The sequence below is a fragment of the Halopseudomonas bauzanensis genome (assembly GCF_900114735.1).
Lineage (GTDB): Bacteria > Pseudomonadota > Gammaproteobacteria > Pseudomonadales > Pseudomonadaceae > Halopseudomonas > Halopseudomonas bauzanensis.
Window position 1 is genome coordinate 815,551 of sequence record NZ_FOUA01000001.1, and the last position, 18,247, is coordinate 833,797.

General features: G+C 60.5%; 15 protein-coding genes and 1 pseudogene. 4 read left to right on the forward strand and 12 right to left on the reverse strand.

All coding sequences use genetic code 11. The features are described 5' to 3' along the window. Positions 1–22 precede the first annotated feature (22 nt). The 5 genes from fkpB to murJ form a co-directional block, all read right to left on the reverse strand. Positions 23–460 (reverse strand): FKBP-type peptidyl-prolyl cis-trans isomerase, encoded by a 438-nt coding sequence (fkpB, locus tag BM267_RS03830; protein ID WP_036990253.1) that lies wholly within the window; start codon positions 458–460, stop codon positions 23–25. Positions 461–561: 101 nt separating this feature from the next. Then, positions 562–1,056, reverse strand: a complete 495-nt coding sequence (gene lspA / locus BM267_RS03835) for a signal peptidase II (protein ID WP_074777779.1) — start codon at positions 1,054–1,056, stop codon at positions 562–564. After that, the gene (gene ileS / locus BM267_RS03840) at positions 1,049–3,880 is read right to left on the reverse strand and encodes an isoleucine--tRNA ligase (RefSeq protein WP_074778703.1); all 2,832 of its coding nucleotides are present in this window, start codon (positions 3,878–3,880) and stop codon (positions 1,049–1,051) included. Before ileS ends, lspA begins: the two co-directional genes overlap by 8 nt. A gap of 11 nt (positions 3,881–3,891) precedes the next feature. Continuing rightward, entirely contained in the window at positions 3,892–4,830 is a 939-nt protein-coding gene (gene ribF / locus BM267_RS03845) for a bifunctional riboflavin kinase/FAD synthetase (protein WP_074777778.1), read from the reverse strand. 231 nt (positions 4,831–5,061) lie between these two features. After that, positions 5,062–6,630: a murein biosynthesis integral membrane protein MurJ gene (gene murJ, locus BM267_RS03850; RefSeq protein ID WP_074777776.1), complete on the reverse strand. Its 1,569-nt coding sequence runs from the start codon at positions 6,628–6,630 to the stop codon at positions 5,062–5,064. Positions 6,631–6,990: 360 nt separating this feature from the next. On the opposite strand from murJ, the gene rpsT reads away from it, so the two are divergent. Beyond that, a complete protein-coding gene (gene rpsT, locus BM267_RS03855; RefSeq protein WP_036989467.1) occupies positions 6,991–7,263 on the forward strand; it encodes a 30S ribosomal protein S20 in 273 nt (90 codons plus the stop codon). 120 nt (positions 7,264–7,383) lie between these two features. On the opposite strand, the gene proB is transcribed toward rpsT, so the two are convergent. The 4 genes from proB to rplU all read right to left on the reverse strand — a co-directional run bounded on the left by proB (position 7,384) and on the right by rplU (position 10,420). Then, positions 7,384–8,502, reverse strand: coding sequence for a glutamate 5-kinase (gene proB / locus BM267_RS03860; RefSeq protein ID WP_036989466.1), 1,119 nt, complete (start codon positions 8,500–8,502; stop codon positions 7,384–7,386). Positions 8,503–8,518: 16 nt separating this feature from the next. Continuing rightward, positions 8,519–9,727, reverse strand: a complete 1,209-nt coding sequence (gene cgtA / locus BM267_RS03865; RefSeq protein WP_036989465.1) for an Obg family GTPase CgtA — start codon at positions 9,725–9,727, stop codon at positions 8,519–8,521. Positions 9,728–9,831: 104 nt separating this feature from the next. After that, on the reverse strand, positions 9,832–10,089 hold the full coding sequence (gene rpmA, locus BM267_RS03870; RefSeq protein WP_036989464.1) for a 50S ribosomal protein L27: 258 nt from the start codon (positions 10,087–10,089) through the stop codon (positions 9,832–9,834). A 19-nt stretch (positions 10,090–10,108) separates the two neighbouring features. Next, positions 10,109–10,420 (reverse strand): 50S ribosomal protein L21, encoded by a 312-nt coding sequence (gene rplU, locus BM267_RS03875; RefSeq protein WP_036989463.1) that lies wholly within the window; start codon positions 10,418–10,420, stop codon positions 10,109–10,111. Positions 10,421–10,705: 285 nt separating this feature from the next. Here rplU and BM267_RS03880 point away from each other — a divergent pair, with 285 nt between their 5' ends. Then, entirely contained in the window at positions 10,706–11,674 is a 969-nt protein-coding gene (locus tag BM267_RS03880; protein ID WP_036989462.1) for a polyprenyl synthetase family protein, read from the forward strand. 79 nt (positions 11,675–11,753) lie between these two features. Here the strand turns inward: BM267_RS03880 and BM267_RS03885 are convergent, their stop codons facing one another. After that, positions 11,754–12,368 carry an FKBP-type peptidyl-prolyl cis-trans isomerase gene (locus BM267_RS03885; RefSeq protein ID WP_074777774.1) on the reverse strand — a complete coding sequence of 205 codons (615 nt, stop codon included), beginning with the start codon at positions 12,366–12,368 and terminating at the stop codon, positions 11,754–11,756. Positions 12,369–12,549: 181 nt separating this feature from the next. Between BM267_RS03885 and BM267_RS03890 the strand changes: the two genes are divergently transcribed. Continuing rightward, complete coding sequence (locus BM267_RS03890) at positions 12,550–13,842, forward strand: NCS2 family permease (RefSeq protein WP_036989460.1); 1,293 nt, start codon at positions 12,550–12,552, stop codon at positions 13,840–13,842. After that, positions 13,842–14,924: pseudogene (gene trmA / locus BM267_RS03895) on the forward strand (tRNA (uridine(54)-C5)-methyltransferase TrmA); the annotation flags it as partial. The gene BM267_RS03890 and the pseudogene trmA, both read left to right, overlap by 1 nt. A 4-nt stretch (positions 14,925–14,928) precedes the next feature. On the opposite strand, the gene BM267_RS03900 reads toward trmA, so the two are convergent. Together BM267_RS03900 and BM267_RS03905 are read right to left on the reverse strand one after the other, a co-directional pair. Continuing rightward, entirely contained in the window at positions 14,929–15,801 is an 873-nt protein-coding gene (locus BM267_RS03900; protein ID WP_074777770.1) for a phosphate/phosphite/phosphonate ABC transporter substrate-binding protein, read from the reverse strand. Beyond that, complete coding sequence (locus BM267_RS03905) at positions 15,798–18,113, reverse strand: putative bifunctional diguanylate cyclase/phosphodiesterase (RefSeq protein ID WP_074777768.1); 2,316 nt, start codon at positions 18,111–18,113, stop codon at positions 15,798–15,800. Before BM267_RS03905 ends, BM267_RS03900 begins: the two co-directional genes overlap by 4 nt. Positions 18,114–18,247 lie beyond the last annotated feature (134 nt).

Sequence of the window (18,247 nt, forward strand, 5' to 3'; positions counted from 1 at the left end):
TTGAGTCATGGTCAATGGCGGCTCAGGCCGCCTTCACCTCGATGATTTCCACCTCGAAGGTGATGACCTTGCCAGCCAGCGGGTGGTTGAAGTCCACTTCTACCACAGTATCGTGAATGGTCTTGACCACGCCGGGCATTTCGCCGCCGGCGGCGTCCCGGAAGATGACCAGCAAGCCGGGCTCCAGTTCCATTTCGCTGAACTGGTCGCGGGGCACGGTCTGGATGTTCTGTGGGTTGCCGGGGCCAAAGCCACGCTCGGGCTCAACTTCAAAGCTGCGCTTGTCGCCGGCCTTGAGACCGAACAGGCTGGCTTCGAAGCCGGGCAGCAGGCTGCCGTCACCGACTTTGAAGGTGGCCGGAGCTTTGCCCACGGTGGAATCAACTACGTCGCCGCTGGGCAGTTTCAGGGTGAAGTGCAGGGTGACTTCAGTGTCGTGGTTGATGCGGATGTCGGTCATGTCTGTCTCAAATACGTTGAATGGCAGGGTATAGCTGCCGGAGAAACCCGGGCCCGCTTTGCGGACCATCGCGGCGAGAGCGCCGCTTCTGCAGGAGTCGGTCAGCTGTCCTTTTTTCCCGGCCGAAACATATCCAGAATCATCAGCGCCGCGCCTACGGTGATGGCGCTGTCAGCGATATTGAAGGCCGGGAAGAACCAGCTCTGCTGCCAATGCACCAGGATGAAATCCACCACATGGCCATGCACGATGCGATCGTACAAATTACCGAGCGCGCCGCCAAGAATCAGCGCCAGCGCCAGCGCTTCCAGCCATTTATCCCGGGCCAGACGCGATAACCAGACCAGCAGCATGACGCTTACGCCCACGGCAATGGCGATGAAAAACCAGCGCTGCCAGCCGCCGGCGTCCGACAGGAAGCTGAACGCAGCCCCGGTATTATAGGCCAGGGTGAAGCTGAACAGACCATCGATCACCGGAACCTGCTGGTACAGTCTCAGGCTGGACTCCGCCACCCACTTGGTCAGCAGGTCCAGCGCAATGACCACGACGCTGAGCCACAACCAGACCAGTCCGCTGCGACGCAGGTCAGGCATGCTTGCGCACCTCGCCCTGGCCTTCGATGTTCTCGACGCAGCGGCCGCAGATCTCGGGATGCGCAGCATGGCTACCCACGTCCGGCAGGAAATGCCAGCAACGGACGCACTTGCTGTGCCCCGATTTGACGATGCTCAGCTTCAGGCCGGATACCTCGGTGGCGACGGCACTGTCATCCGCGTCGGCCAGCGGCGCGATGCGCGCGGCGGAGGTGATCAGCACGAAGCGCAGCTCGTCGCCCAGCTTGTTCAGCGTGGCGCTGACCTGCTCGTCGGCGTACAGGGTAACTTCCGCCTGCAGATTACCGCCGAGGACCTTGGCGTTGCGCAGGTTTTCCAGTTCCTTGTTCACCGCGATCTTCACCGCCAGTACCTGCTCCCAGAAGGCCCGGTCCAGTTCAATGTCTGCCGGCAGCGCCGTCAGACCGTCATACCAGGTGTTGAGCATGACCGATTCGTTGCGTTCGCCCGGCAGGTACTGCCAGATTTCCTCAGAGGTAAAGGCCAGGATCGGCGCGATCCAGCGCACCAGCGCCTCGGCGATGTGGTACATGGCGGTCTGACAGGAGCGCCGTGCAGTGCTGTCGGCACCGGTGGTGTACTGGCGGTCCTTGATGATGTCCAGATAGAAACCGCCCAGCTCCTGCACGCAGAAGTTATGCACCTTCTGGTAGACGTTCCAGAACTTGTAGGTGTCGTAGGCTTCGCTGATTTCCTGTTGCAGCAGCAGCGCGCGATCCACGGCCCAGCGGTCCAGGTCGAGCATCTGCTCCGGGGGCAGAGCATGCTGCTTCGGGTCAAAACCGTTGAGGTTCGACAGCAAAAAGCGCGTGGTATTACGGATGCGGCGATAGGCATCGGCGCTGCGTTGCAGGATCTGCTTGGAGACGGCCATTTCACCGGAGTAGTCAGTGGAGGACACCCACAGGCGCAGGATATCGGCACCCAGGCTGTCGTTCACTTCCTGCGGGGCGACCACGTTGCCCAGCGACTTGGACATCTTGCGACCGTTCTCGTCAACCACGAAGCCGTGGGTCAGCAGACCGCGGTACGGTGCGTGACCGTCGATGGCACAAGCGGTCAGCAAGGATGAGTGGAACCAGCCGCGGTGCTGGTCGGAGCCTTCCAGATAGAGGTCGGCACGCGGACCTTCTTCATGACCCATCGGGTGCGAGCCGCGCATCACGTGCCAGTGGGTGGTGCCGGAGTCGAACCACACGTCCAGGGTGTCGCTGATCTTGTCGTACTGGGCGGCTTCTTCGCCGAGCAGTTCGGCGGCGTCCAGCTTGAACCAGGCTTCGATGCCCTCTTGCTCGACGCGCTTGGCCACTTCTTCCATCAGCTCGACGGTGCGCGGATGCAGCTCACCGCTTTCCTTGTGCAGGAAGAACGGGATCGGCACACCCCAGTTGCGCTGACGGGAGATACACCAGTCCGGGCGCCCGGCGATCATGCCATGCAAGCGCGCCTGCCCCCAGGCGGGGACGAACTGGGTCTGCTCGATGGCGTCCAGGGCGCGGCGGCGCAGGGAGCTACCGTCGTGAACCACCTTGTCCATACCGACAAACCACTGGGCCGTAGCGCGGTAGATCAGCGGAGTCTTGTGCCGCCAGCAGTGCATGTAGCTGTGCTGGATCGGCTCGTGCTTGAGCAGCGCGCCGACTTCGTCGAGTTTGGCGACGATATTGGCGTTGGCCTTCCAGATGAACTGGCCGCCGAAGAACGGCAGGTCACTGACATAGACGCCATTGCTCTGCACCGGGGTTAGAATGTCGTCATTCTCCATGCCGTAGTGCTTGCAGGTACGGAAGTCATCTTCGCCGTAGGCCGGGGCCGAGTGGACGATACCAGTACCGGCGCCGGTCTCGACGTATTCCGCCAGGTACACCGGGGAGAAGCGCTCGTAGAACGGGTGGCGAAAGCGGATGTTTTCCAGCGCACGACCTTCGCACCGGGCAATGATCTCGCCCTGCTTGCCGTAACGCTGCAGGCTGGACTCGGCCAGTTCTTCGGCCAGTACCAGCAGTTGATCGCCAGTATCGACCAGCGCATAGATGAAGTCAGGATGGACGTTCAGCGCCTGGTTGGCCGGGATGGTCCAGGGGGTGGTGGTCCAGATGACGATGCTGGCGGGCTTGGCCAATTCCGCTAGGCCAAAGGCAGCCGCCAGCTTGTCCGCATCTTCGACAACAAAAGCCACGTCGATGGCATCGGACTTCTTGTCCTGGTATTCCACCTCGGCTTCGGCCAGTGCCGAGCCACAGTCAAAGCACCAGTTGACCGGCTTCAGACCCTTGAAGACGAAGCCGCCCTCGACCATCTTCGCCAGCGCACGGATCTCGCCCGCTTCGTTGGGGAACTCCATGGTCTTGTAGGGATTATCCCAGTCGCCCAGCACGCCCAGGCGGATGAAGTCATTTTTCTGGCCTTCGATCTGCTCAGCGGCATAATGGCGGCAGCGCTCGCGGGTCTGGTCCGCCGGCTGGTTTTTGCCGAAGGTGGTCTCGACCTTGTGCTCGATCGGCAGGCCGTGGCAATCCCAACCCGGTACATAGGGCGCGTCGAAGCCGGACAGGGTGCGCGAGCGCACGATCATGTCCTTGATGATCTTGTTCACCGCGTGACCGATATGAATGCTGCCGTTGGCGTAGGGCGGGCCGTCGTGCAGCACGAACTGGGGACGGCCTTGGCTGACCTCGCGAATTCGCTGGTAGAGACCGATACTGTCCAGACGTTTCAGGGTTTCCGGCTCGCGGGCCGGCAGGCCGGCCTTCATCGGGAAATCTGTTGCGGGCAGGTTCAGCGTCGCTTTGTAATCAGTCATCTTGTCCTGGCTCACTTGTTCAATTCGGCGGCCCATTGGGCCCGTGCGGTGGCGAAATCAGCCTTGATGGCGGCCTGCAACTCGTCCAGCGAGTCGAACTTGCGTTCGTCACGCAGTTTTTCATGAAATACCACGGTAATGCGGCGACCGTAGAGGTCACCGTCGAAATCCAGCAGATGGACTTCCAGATGCGCCTGGCCATCCCCGTTCACCGTGGGACGGGTGCCAATATTGGCGGCACCGAGGTGCCGTGTGCCGTCCAGCTCGACGCTGACCCGGTACACCCCATTGAGCGGCGCACTGATGCGCTTGAGCTGCACATTGGCAGTCGGCGCACCCAGGGTCCGGCCCAGCTTCTGGCCATGCAGTACTCGCCCGGTAATGCTGAACGGGCGACCCAACAGGCGCTCGGCCTGGGGGAAGTCTCCCTCCGCCAGAACCTGACGCACTCGGGTGCTGCTGATGCGCTCGCCGCTTTCGGCCACGGTGCTGGCGGACTCGACAGTGAACCCTTGCTGCTGGCCACGCGCCTGCAGCAAGGCAAAGTCACCGGCACGATCGCAACCGAAGCGGAAATCATCGCCCACTTCCAGGTGTTTTACGCCCAGCCCATCGATCAGCACCTGCTGGATGAATTCATCCGCGCTCAGCTCGCGCAGGCGGCGATTGAATGCCAGGCACAGTACTCGGTCGACGCCCTGCTCTTCCAGCAGCGCGAGCTTGTCGCGCAGGCGGGTCAGGCGCGGCGGTGCGCTATGGGGGGCGAAATACTCCCTGGGCTGCGGCTCGAAGATCACCACGCAACCGGGCAACCCCAGACGCGCAGCATGACGACTCAGACGCTTGAGAATCGCCTGATGCCCGGCATGTACACCGTCGAAATTACCAATTGTTGCCACGCACCCACGATGATGGGGACGCAGATTGTGCAAGCCGCGGACCAGTTCCATAGCGCTCGTTATCGGCAGATGGGTCAAAGCCGGAAAGTATACAGGGTTAGGGGGTGCGGCGTCATCGGGGAGGGCTATGGACAATCATGGCTGAACCTTGCCCTGGCTGATTGCCGGGCCATTGCCGGCAGGAGCGGGTTTCCTGGGATTGTCGAGCACCAGCTCGACAACGGCGTCTCAGGCGCCATCGCAGGTCGAGCCGGTGCTCGACCGTCCCAGGGCTCGGCAGGATCAGCGCCGCAGGTGCCGCATCCGCAAACCGGTGGCCACCAACGTAGCCACAAACACCCCGATACCCGCCACCACCAGAATAGTCATCTGCCAGGCCTTCTGCTGCCAGCCCCAGGCAAACCACTGCTCCACCCCGGGCGCCAGCCACAACACTACTGCCGCCAGCGCCGCACAGGCCAACACCAGCCGAATGATGAACAGCGGCCAGCCCGGCTGCGGCTGGTAGATACCCGCCTGGCGCAATCCCCACCACAGCATGCCGGCATTGAGCAGCGCCGACAGCGAAGTCGCCAGCGCCAGACCGACGTGATCCAGCGGCCAGACCAGGATCAGGTTGAACACCATATTGGCGCCCATGCAGATCATGGCGATCTTGACCGGGGTCTTCATGTCCTGCCGGGCGAAATATCCAGGGGCCAGCACCTTGATCAGCATGAAGGTCATCACCCCTACGGCATAGGCCCGCAATGCATTGGCGGCCTGCACCACGTCACGCTCGGTCATGGCACCATAATGAAACAACGTGGCGATCAGCGGCTCGGCCAGCAGCAACAGCGCCAGGGCCGCCGGCACACCGACCAGCAGCACCATGCGCACCGCCCAGTCCAAGGTGGCAGCAAAGGCTTTCGGGTCTTCCCCGGCATGCTGGCGCGATAGCGCCGGCAGGATCACCGTTCCGATAGCGATGCCGAACGCCCCCAGCGGCAGTTCCGACAGGCGGTCCGCGTAATATAGCCAGGAGATACTGCCGGTCTGCAGGAAGGACGCCAGCACCGTATCCAATAGCAGGTTGATCTGGCTGACCGACACGCCGAACAGTGCCGGCACCATCAAGGTCATGATGCGCTTCACGCCTTCATGATGACGATCCGGGCGCGGCACCGGCAGCAGCTTGATCTGCGCCAGGAATGGCAACTGGAACAGCAACTGCGCCACCCCGGCAATGAATACCCCCCAGGCCAGCGCCATGATCGGCTGATCGAAGTACGGCGTCATGAACAGGGTTGCGCCGATCATGCACAGGTTGAGCAGTACCGGCGTGAAGGCCGGCACAGCGAAACGACCGTAGCTGTTGAGGATCGACCCGCACAGCGCCGTCAGGGAAATCAGGAACAGATAGGGAAAGGTGATGCGCAACATGTCGGTGGCCAGCGCGAGCTTTTCCGTCTGCCCATGAAAGCCGGGGGCGAACAGCGTGATCAGCACCGGCGCACCAGCCACCCCCAGCAGCGTGATGCCCGCCAGCGTCAGCCCCAGGGTACCGGTCACGCGGTTGACCAGATTCTGCACCTCGGCCAGGGTGAACCGGGTGCGGTACTCCGACAACACCGGTACGAACGCCTGGGCAAAGGCCCCTTCGGCGAACAGCCGACGCAAAAAATTGGGGATCTTGAAAGCGATGAAAAAGGCGTCCGCCTCGGACTGGGAGCCGAAATAGGCAGCTACCACCACATCCCGCACCATACCCAGCACACGGGACAGCATGGTCATGATGCTGACTACCATGCCGGAGCGCAGCAGGCTGGGGGCCTTATCGGCAGGCTTAACCGGTGGAACAGTATCAGTCATGTATCACATCAATAGGTCTGGTTGGATAAGCAAGAGCGACATCCACTACTCCGTCATTTTCGGCACTGGCCGGGAATGCAGATTGTGGTCCGGCTCCGGGGTTCCGGAGGACCCTTCGCGAAAGAGCGACGGCGCAATAAAGAACATTGCGTTATCATCATTCGAGGCCTGGAGTCGTCCTAAAGAGCGCGATGATAGCGCTAACCGGATATACTTGGACACTTCACTGCGCCAGCCCGGTATCGAATAGAGGACACTGAACAATTCAGCGGCCTCTCCCTTGACATTGGTCACGCTCTACGGCACAGTACGCGACCTTATTTATACCCTAATTCACTAGATTTTCTGAGGAGCAAGACGGTGGCCAACTCACCTCAAGCCAAGAAACGCGCCAAGCAGGCCGAGAAGCGCCGCAATCACAATGCAAGCCTGCGCTCCATGGTTCGTACCTACATCAAGAACGTGATCAAGGCAATCGACGCCAAAGATCTGGAAAAAGCACAAGCTGCCTACACTGCTGCCGTTCCGGTCATCGACCGCATGGCTGACAAGGGCATCATCAACAAGAACAAGGCCGCTCGTCACAAGAGCCGCCTGAACGCACACATCAAGGCCATGGCTACCGCCGCTTGATTCGCGTTCTGCGTTGATACAAAAACCGGCTCATTGAGCCGGTTTTTTTGTGCCTGGAATAAAAGAGCCCGCTCACCTACCGAAAAGCCGGCGATGCGGGCCTTGCGGCCCGCCAGATGCCTAGACCAATACCAGGTTATCCCGATGGACCAGCTCCGGCTCATCAACATAGCCGAGCACACTGACAATTTCCTCGCTGGACCGACCAATGATGCGCATTGCTTCCTGCGCCCCATAGTTGACCAGTCCCCGGGCAACTTCTCGGCCATCCAGACCGGCGCAGACAACCATCTCGCCACGCCGGAAATTACCCTCGACCGCCTTGACCCCCACCGGCAGCAGACTGGAACACCCGCCTTCCAAGGCCCGCACTGCGCCTTCGTCGAGAACCAGACGCCCACGCGTCTGCAGATGCCCAGCCAGCCATTGCTTGCGCGCCGCCAGCATGCCTTTTTCGGGCAACAACAAGGTACCCAGCTGCTCTCCCGCCTTCAGCCGGGCAACCACCTGTTTGATGCGCCCACCAACAATAATGGTGCTGGCCCCGGAACGAGCCGCCAGCCGCGACGCGCGCAACTTGGTTTGCATCCCGCCACGACCCAGCGCACCGGCACTGCCGCCAGCCATGGCATCCAGCGTCGGATCATCTGCCATGGCCTGGGAAATCAGCTCAGCTTCAGGGTTGCTGCGTGGGTCAGCGGTGTACAGGCCATCACGATCAGTAAGAATCACCAACAGATCAGCTTCAACCAGATTGGTTACCAGCGCACCCAGAGTATCGTTGTCACCAAAACGGATCTCGTCGGTAACAACGGTATCGTTTTCATTGATGACCGGGATCACCCCCAAGTCCAACAAGCCACGCAGAGTGCTTCGAGCATTCAGATAGCGCTTGCGGTCGGACAGGTCATCATGAGTGACCAGTACCTGGGCAGTGGTCAGCCCGAACTCCTCAAAGCTGCTCTCCCAAGCCTGCACCAGATCCATCTGCCCCACTGCCGCGGCAGCCTGCAACTGATGGATGCTTTTCGGTCGCTCACTCCAACCCAGCCGGGTCATGCCCGCCGCTACGGCACCGGAGGACACCAGCACCACGTCCACCCCACTCTCACGCAGGGCCGCCATCTGCTGCACCCACACGGCCATGGCCTGGCGATCCAGGCCACGACCATCACCGGTCAGCAATGCACTGCCAATCTTGATCACCCAACGCCGGGCGGCAGTCACCTTGTCACGCATGCAATTTCAGCTCCGCTCAGCGAACGTAGATAATTTCCGGGCCATCTTCGCCATCTTCATCATCGTCGTCGAAATCCTCTTCGTCATCGGTGATGCCAGCCTTGCGCCGCGCCTTACGATCATCCAGCTCCTGGATATGCGCCCGCGCCTCATCTTCGATGCGCTGGTCCAGCTCGGCGACCTCAGCAGCATATTCCTCATCTTCCTGCATACGCAGCACGCGCTCATCCAGCCAGTTCATGACTGCCTTGGCCAGCTCCTGAGTGCCTTCGCGCTCAGCCGCGGAAATGACGAATACCGGACCTTCCCATTCCAGCCGCTCGACCACATCATCGAGAATCGCCTGCTGCTCGTCTTCCAGCAACTGATCGCACTTGTTCAGCACCAGCCAGCGCTCGCGCAGGGTCAGCGCCGGACTGAACTTGCCGAGCTCATGGATAATGGTCTCGATCGCTTCCACCGGATCGCTCTGATCCAGCGGTGCCATGTCCACCAGGTGCAACAGCAGCCGAGTGCGCGACAGGTGCTTGAGAAAACGCGTACCCAGCCCGGCGCCTTCGGCGGCACCGGCAATCACCCCGGGGATGTCGGCAATGACGAAACTGCGCAACTGACCCACGTCCACCACACCCAGGTTGGGCACCATGGTGGTAAAGGGATAATCGGCGACCTTGGGCGTAGCCGCCGAGACCGAGCGGATGAAAGTACTCTTGCCAGCATTGGGCAGGCCCAGCAGACCGACGTCCGCCAACACCTTCAGCTCCAGCTTGAGATCGCGCAACTCACCCAGACTACCGTTGGATGTCTGCCGGGGAGCGCGGTTGACGCTGGACTTGTAGCGCGTATTGCCCAGGCCATGGAAGCCGCCCTGAGCCACCAGCAGACGCTGGCCTGGCTCGGTCAGGTCGCCGATGATTTCCTGGGTGCCGGCATCGACCACAGTGGTACCCACAGGGACCGGCAGAACCATGTCTTCACCCTTGGCACCCGTGCAGTCGGAACCCCGACCATTCTCACCACGCTTGGCGTTGAAACGACGGGTATAACGATAATCGACCAGAGTGTTCAGGTTGGGATCGGCTTCCAGGAAGATGGAACCGCCATCACCACCGTCGCCACCGTCAGGACCACCCTTGGGGATGAACTTCTCCCGCCGGAAACTCATGCACCCATTGCCGCCATCACCAGCCTTTACCGTGATGGATACTTCATCTACGAATTTCATTGCGCTCCCCCTGAAGGGGTTGATTGAGGGGCCATTGAACAAGCCCTAAGCTACAAACAAAAAAGCCCCGTCGCAAGACAGGGCTTTTTGAAACCGGGATGCTATCAGCCGGCTACGACACTTACGTAGCGACGGTTGAACTCACCCTTGACTTCAAACTTGATCACGCCGTCAGCCTTGGCGAACAGAGTGTGATCCTTGCCCATACCAACGTTCTTGCCGGCGTGGAACTCGGTGCCGCGCTGACGAACGATGATGTTGCCGGCAGTAGCCTGCTGGCCACCGTACAGTTTCACACCAAGTCGTTTGGCTTCTGAATCGCGACCGTTACGTGTGGAACCGCCTGCTTTTTTGTGTGCCATGAGTTTATCTCCTCAATGCTTAGGCAGAGATGCCGGTGATTTTGATTTCGGTGTACCACTGACGGTGGCCCTGACGCTTCATGTGGTGCTTACGACGACGGAACTTGATGATACGAACCTTCTCGCCACGACCATGAGCGCTGATTTCTGCAGTCACCTTGGCGCCATCAACAACCGGTGCACCGATAGTGACGTCGTCACCGTTACCAACCAGCAGTACGCGATCAAATTCGATAGTGGAACCGGTTTCGGCTTCCAGCTTCTCTACTCTCAGGAATTCGCCTTCGGCGACCTTGTACTGCTTACCACCAGTAACAATTACTGCGTACATGTTGCTTTCTCCGTAATCCTGCTCACCCGGCGCTTGGGAATAATGGTTAGTGGCCGGCATGGCTGCAAGTGAACCCGCCTATCGGGCCCGAGCTTGCCATTGTCAAAACAGGGATGCTGTAAATCGGGTTTTCAGGGGCGGGGATTCTACCGACTTATCCTGTGCAACGCAATGCGCGGGCGGCTGTTTATGCGTGCGACTGCGCAGACCGCGCCACTCGCTTTCTTGACAGCACGCTGGCCGCCGCCTAGCATGCCGCGCAACCCTTCTGAAAGCGTGCTGTAGATGACCACCCTGCCCTTTTACACTGCGGTCACTGATGACTTCGAAGCTGTAAACCAGTTGATCATGCGTCAACTGCATTCCCGCGTCCCGCTTGTTGAGAAAATCGGTAGCTACATCATCAGCGCCGGCGGCAAGCGATTGCGCCCTCTTGTGGTCTTGCTTGGCGCCCGCGCCTGCGGCCTGACCGACGAACGGCCACACACCCTGGCGGCGATCATCGAGTTCATGCATACCTCGACGCTGCTGCACGACGATGTGGTCGATACTTCCGACCTGCGCCGCGGCCGTTCCACTGCCAATGCTCTGTGGGGTAATGCTGCCAGCGTATTGGTAGGTGATTTCCTTTATTCGCGCTCTTTCGAATTGATGGTCGAACTCAATGACATGCGCATCATGCGCGTGTTGGCCGGCGCTACCAACGTGATTGCCGAAGGCGAAGTGTTGCAGCTGTCCAAGATTCGCGACGCCAGCACCGATGAAGCCACCTATATGGAAGTTATCCGCAGCAAGACTGCCATGCTGTTCGAGGCTTCCACCCATACCGCCGCCCTGCTCGCCGACGCACCGGCCGAACAAACCGAGGCGCTGCGTCGCTATGGGGACGCGCTGGGTATCGCTTTCCAGTTGATAGACGACCTGCTGGACTACAACGGCGATGCCGAAGCCATGGGCAAGAATGTCGGCGACGACCTGGCCGAAGGCAAACCCACCCTGCCGCTGATCTACACCATGCGCGAAGGCACGCCGGAACAGGCCAGCCTGGTGCGCAAGGCGATCCAGAAAGGCGGAACCGACGACATCGCGGTTATCCGTGAAGCCGTGGAAAACAGTGGCGCTCTGGAATACACCGCCAATCTGGCGCGCCAGCATGCGGATGAGGCGATCAGCCTGCTGCAGACCCTGCCGCCGTCAGTCTACCGGGATGCGCTGGAGCAGCTGGCACGGTTTGCGGTAGATCGTCAGTTCTGATTTGAAGCAATCGCTCCAGCAGCAATCCGACCAGACCATCCAGCACGGGGCAACCGCAAGGTCGCCCCGCTGAAACGCCTTACAAAACCTGGATCAACTCGATATCGAAGATCAGTGTGCTGTGCGGCGGGATGCTGCCGGCGGCACGCTCGCCGTAGGCCAGGTTGGAAGGAATATACAGACGCCATTTGGCCCCTTCCTGCATCAGTTGCAGCGCCTCTGTCCAGCCAGCGATCACACCACCCACCGGGAACTCGGCAGGCTGACCACGCTTGTAGGAGCTATCGAACACTTCGCCGCTGATCAGCGTGCCTTCGTAGTGGGTGCGCACAGTGGAGCTGGCGGTCGGCGTCGCGCCGTTACCGGCTGCGATCACTTCGTACTGCAGGCCGGACGGCAGCGTTACCACACCGTCGCGGGCGGCGTTGCGCTCGAGGAATTCCAGGCCAGCCTTGCCGGCGGCGCGAGCAGATTCCTCGGCCAGCGCCTGCATCTTGCCCTGCAGCGTCTGGAAAGCCGCCTGCATGGCTGCTTCGTCAACCGGGCTGGCCTGCTGAGTGTAAGCATCCCGCACGCCGTCCATGACCAGCTCGATCACCAGATCGGGGATATTGCTCGACAGCAGCTGGTCGCCCATTTGACGGCCAATGCCGTAGCTCACACGCTGTTCGTCGGTTTCGAAAGTATTGCTCATGACGGCTCTCCGGAAAAATGACCGTAAAGCCTGACACAACGTCGGTAAAAATTCACCCTCTGCGCTGCCGAACCTTACCGCGACGACTGGCGGCCCAGCGGGTACCGACAATGCTGCGCTGGGCGATCGAATAGGCTAAAATGCCGCCCTTTTCGCCCCCAATCCCAACCGAGACCCCGTCATGCTGGATAAATTGTTCCAACTCAAAGCCCATGGCACCACTGTGCGCACCGAGATTATTGCCGGTGTCACCACCTTTCTGACCATGGCTTACATCATCTTCGTCAACCCGGTGATGATGGCGGATGCGGGCATTGATCCGGGTGCGGCCTTCGTTGCCACCTGCATCGCGGCCGCCATCGGCTCGCTGATCATGGGGTTGTGGGCCAACTATCCCATCGCCCTGGCACCGGGCATGGGGCTCAACGCCTTCTTCAGCTACACCGTGGTCGGTTCGATGGGCTACAGCTGGCAAGTGGCATTGGGGGCAGTGTTCATTTCCGGCTTTATTTTCTTCCTACTGAGCATCTTCAAGATCCGCGAGTGGGTGATCAACAGCATTCCCCTGCCGCTACGCTCGGCCATCGCTGCGGGTATCGGCCTGTTCCTGGCCTTGATCGCCCTGAAGAGCGCCGGCATCGTGGTGGACAATCCAGCTACTCTGGTGGGCGCCGGCGACATGACGCAACCCGGGCCGCTGCTCGCTTCCCTGGGCTTTGCCGTCATCGTCGCACTGGCCTACCGCCGGGTGACCGGTGCGGTAATGATCGGCATCCTGCTGGTCACCCTCATCAGCCTGGCGCTGGGCCTGACCAGTGCTACGGGTTTCGTTTCCGCACCGCCGAGCCTCACTCCCACTCTGCTGCAGCTGGATATCGCCGGCGCCATGGAAGTGGGCCTGATCAGCGTGATCTTCGCCTTTCTGTTCGTCGACCTGTTCGACACCTCAGGCACCCTCATCGGAGTAGCGCAAAAGGCTGGGCTGGTGGATAAGGAAGGCAAACTGCCACGCCTGGGGCGGGCATTGATGGCCGACAGCACCGCAACCATGGCCGGCTCCATGCTGGGTACGTCCACCACCACCAGTTATGTCGAATCCACCGCCGGCACCGCCGCCGGTGGCCGCACCGGCCTGACCGCTTGCGTGGTCGCTGCACTCTTCCTGCTGAGCCTGTTCCTTTCTCCGCTGGCTGGCGCCGTACCCGCCTTCGCTACCGCACCGGCACTGTTCTTCGTTGCCGTGTTGATGACCAGCGGTCTGGTGCAGGTCGACTGGGAAGACCTGACCGAAGCAGCGCCCGTGGTGGTAACCGCGCTGGTCATGCCGCTGACCTTCTCCATCGCCAACGGCATCGCCCTGGGTTTCATTTCTTGGACCGCGATCAAGCTGTTGTCTGGCCGCTGGCGTGAGCTGAATCCGAGCCTGTATATATTGTCGGCCCTGTTTATCGTGAAACTCGGGTTCTTCAGCTGATGGGTACGGCATTCGATCCCGCTGGCTATGACCAGCAGCTTGAGGAAAAGCGCCAGCGACTGATGTCGCTGCTGCAGCCCTTCGCCGCACCCGAGCCGGAGGTATTCACCTCGCCGCGCGAACATTTTCGTCTGCGCGCAGAGTTTCGCCTGTGGTACGAGCAGGGCCAGCCCCACTACGCCATGTTCGAGCCGGGCGACAACCGCCGGCCGATCCTGATCGAGCAACTACCGATCGCCAGTAAACGCATCAACGAATTGATGATGCCCTTGCTGGAAGCCTGCAAGGCCGATCCGCTGCTGGGCCGCAAGCTGTTCCAGATCGAGTTTCTCACCACGCTGACCGGTGAGGCACTGGTCACTCTGTGCTACCACCGCCCCATTGATGAAGAATGGGATGCGGCAGCCACGGCTCTGGCGCAACAGCTGGACATCCTGTTGATCGGCCGCAGCCGCGGGCGCAAACGGGTGCTGCAGCGTGATCACGTGCTGGAGGCGCTGAGCGTCAACGGCCGCACCTGGCATTACCAGCAGACCGAAGGCGGCTTCACCCAGCCCAACGGCCAGGTTAACCAGCATATGCTCGCCTGGGCGCAAGAGGTGGCCGGTGATAATGCCGATGACCTGCTGGAGCTCTATTGCGGCAACGGCAACTTTACCCTGCCGCTGTCCACCCGCTTTCGCCGGGTGCTGGCGACCGAACTGTCAAAGAGCTCGGTGCGCTCGGCGCTGGAGAACATCGCCCTGAACCAGGTGGACAACGTCACCCTGGTGCGCCTGTCCAGCGAGGAAGTCACCCAGGCCTTGACCGGCGTGCGCGAGTTCCGGCGGCTGCAGGGTATCGACCTGAGCGGCTATGACTTCGGCACTGTATTCGTCGATCCGCCCCGCGCCGGACTGGACCCGGCCACCCTCGAGCTGGTCAAGGGCTACCAACGTATCCTGTATATCTCCTGCAACCCGCAGACCCTGGCGGCCAACCTGGACGAACTGCATGAGACGCACCGTGTCGTCCGCTGCGCCCTGTTCGACCAGTTCCCCTATACCCATCACATGGAATCGGGAGTGCTGCTGGAGCGCCGCGGATTCAGCGCGGCGTCATCAACTGCAGCAGCGGCTCGTAGACCCGGTGGGCGACCGGAATGATCCGCGCCGCCCGCTGCGATTGCAGAAAGACCTGCATCGCTGGCGAACGCGCGAGCATCAGTTCGCGAATCTGGGTTTTCAAGTCCTGACACAGTTCGCTGCTGAAGACGAAGGGATCATAGTGAATGGGTGCCGAGCGCCAGAGCACCCGTAGCGAATCGGTGGTGATAAGCCCGCGCCGGAGATATTCATCGGCACGTACGCTGGATACGAAAGCTGCCCCAACCCGCCCCAGCAACAGTGCATCCAACGCCTTGTCGTGTGATCCGGCATAGATCTGCCGATCGAAGTGCTGATGCAAAGGGCTGCCACCACTGACGGGGAATTCGCGGTGGGGGATCAGTGCTCCCGAAGTACTCGCAGGATCGCTCAGCGCCAGACGCTGGCCGCGGATATCCACCAGGCTATCCATACCACTGTCGGCCCGCACCACCAGAATGGACTGGTAATAGTCCCCCGCCGACGAAAAATAACCACCCTGCATGGCCATGGAGGCAAAAGCCTCAATGCCGTCGTTCTGCCGGTGCGCTGTGAGATAGGAGGCCGGACCGAGCAAGGCGATATCCGCACCACCGGAGACGATGGCATCAATTACGCTTTCATAGGAGCTGGAGCGCAGTATCTGTACCGGCATATCCAGCCCCTCGCTCAGCCACTCGGCCAGTGGCTGATATTCCTCGATAAGTTGGTCGATGTTCTTCACTGGCACCGTAGCGATGCTCAGTCCAACCTGGCGGCAGTGCGCAGCGTCAGCCAGAACAACAGGAGCCTGCAGCGACAGCAGAAACACCAGACCACACAACAGGACTCTCATTCGGCATTAACCTTGGTGGCATGGAAACCACGTTCGAATTCGGCCACCTGTTCAGCGGGCATGGGCCGGCTGAAGTGATATCCCTGCACCAGGTCACAGCCGGCAAGACGGAGATAAACCAGTTGTTCTGCCGTTTCCACTCCCTCGGCCACCACCCGCAGCGACAGCCGCTTGGCCAGAGTAATGGTGAAGGACACGATCAGGCTGTCATCGTGGCTGTTGGATAACTGGGCGATCAGGCCACGGTCAATCTTCAGTTTGTTCACGGGCAGTGATTGTAGGTGCGCGAAACCGGCGTAGCCGCTACCGAAATCGTCCAGGCTTACTCCCAGCCCGGCAGCGCGCAGCGTTTCCAGGCTGGCAATAGCCATGCTTTCCTTCTCAAGGATGGCGGTTTCGGTAATTTCCAACTCCAACCGCCACGTTTCCACCCCCGTCTCAGCCAGTTGCCGCAACACCATACTGCTGAAATGCGGCTGACTCAGCTGTATCGCCGACACATTTACCGCCACCCGGGTATCGAGCCCTTCATCGCCCCAAGCGGCCAACTGCCGGCAAGCAAGTGCAATAACCTCCTCACCCAGCCCGATGATAAAGCCGCTGCGTTCGGCAATGGAAATGAAGCGGTCCGGGTAGATCAGTCCGAAATCAGGATGCTTCCAGCGCACCAGCGCTTCGTAACCGGTGACCGACATCGAATCCAGGTCGATCTGCGGCTGATAGTGCAATACGAACTGGTGCTTTGCCAGCGCCTCGCCGAAGGCCTGCTCCAGATAGAATTCCTGCACATCGGCCACGTTCAATGACGGATCGAAGAAGCGATATCGACCCCGGCCTGCCCGTTTGGCCGAGTACATGGCCGCATCCGCATGGCGAATCAAGCTGTCCACATCCTGACCATCACGCGGGCAGATGCTGATACCGATACTCGGGCTGGTATTCACCTCGCTATCTTCCAATTGATAGGGCGCTGACAGCCGCTGCGTCAATTGGTCCACCCAACTGATGATCTGCTGCTCGGTGCGACTACCTGCCAATAGCACCACGAACTCATCTCCACCGAAACGGGCCGCCTCGTCACCCGGCTCAAGCAGGCGGGTGATGCGCCCGGCAACTGCCTGCAACAGCAAGTCACCGATGCGATGACCGAGGGTATCGTTGATGGATTTGAAACGGTCCAGGTCGATGAACAACACGGCCAGGAGCCGTCGCCTGCTGCGCTGCTCAACCAGTTGCCGGCTGGCCACTTCAATGAATTGCCGACGATTGAACAGCCCGCTGAGGTGGTCGGTGGAAGCGGCGCGGCTGCTGCGCTCATGTTCGCTTTCCAGGCGGGCGATCAACTGCTGGTTCTCCCCCTGCGATTGCTGCAAGGTGCGCAGTGCCGCCTGTTGGCCGTGCAGCATCCTGACCATCCAGAATACGCAGATCAACACCGCCAGGGTCATGACGCCATTGAACAACAACTGGCGCGATTGGCCGGCGCGAAATGACTGCAGTATCTCGTCGTACTGCTTGCTGATGACCACGGTGAAGCCATGCTGCGGCATGCTATGGAAAGCGCTCTGATATAGCTTGCTGCCTGCCTGCGAGGTATACACCGCGCGGGTGCCGCCACCAGGTGCCGGAGTCAGGGTTTCGCCACCGAGTATGACGCCACTGGAGTCAGCCCGCACCCGCTCCCTACCGCTGACATCCAACAGTTGGATAAACCCCGTTTGGCCGAGATCGATGTAGTGATAGAGGCCGACCAGATAGCCGATATCCATCTCAATCAGCATAGCCTGCCCATCACTGCCGGCCAGGGGTACAAGAAACGGCAGGCGCCAGTTGGGAAGCGGCCATTGTCCCTCGGCGGCGTTCAAGGCCAGAGGAATGAAAGGCTGGTTGACCTGAACGTCAGTCGCCTCATGCAACCTCTCCAGCCAGGGCACCGGCAAACTTTCCAACCCATCACCGTGACTGGCAAACAGTTGTTGGCCCCGCCCATCGAACACACTCAAACGGTTGAACACCGGATCGCTTGCCAGCAACCTGGACAAGCGCTCGGCTACCTCGCCTCCCTGCTGTTGCTCGCTACTGTAGATAGCCCCCGCAGCTTTGGCCCGGTCAGCCAACTGCCGCAGGTTCTCCGCGATGATAACCGACAGGTTCAAGTGCTCCGCCGCCTCGGCTTTCAGGCGCTCATCATGGGTCCGATCGTTGTGATAGTAGAACATCAGCCACAGGAACAGCACGTATAGCGTACCCAGCACTATGACCGCGTACTGAACAAGAACGATGGAAATAGACGAACCGCGATGACTGATCATGGGTGTACCGATTGGGAAGGGGCACTCTCGACCAGAATGATAGCACAAAGGCATTACACAAAGATTGCAAGGCTGTGTTCCTGCTGCCGACCCGCCGCCGGCTACGGCAACGTGAACCCTCTCCCAGATCACGC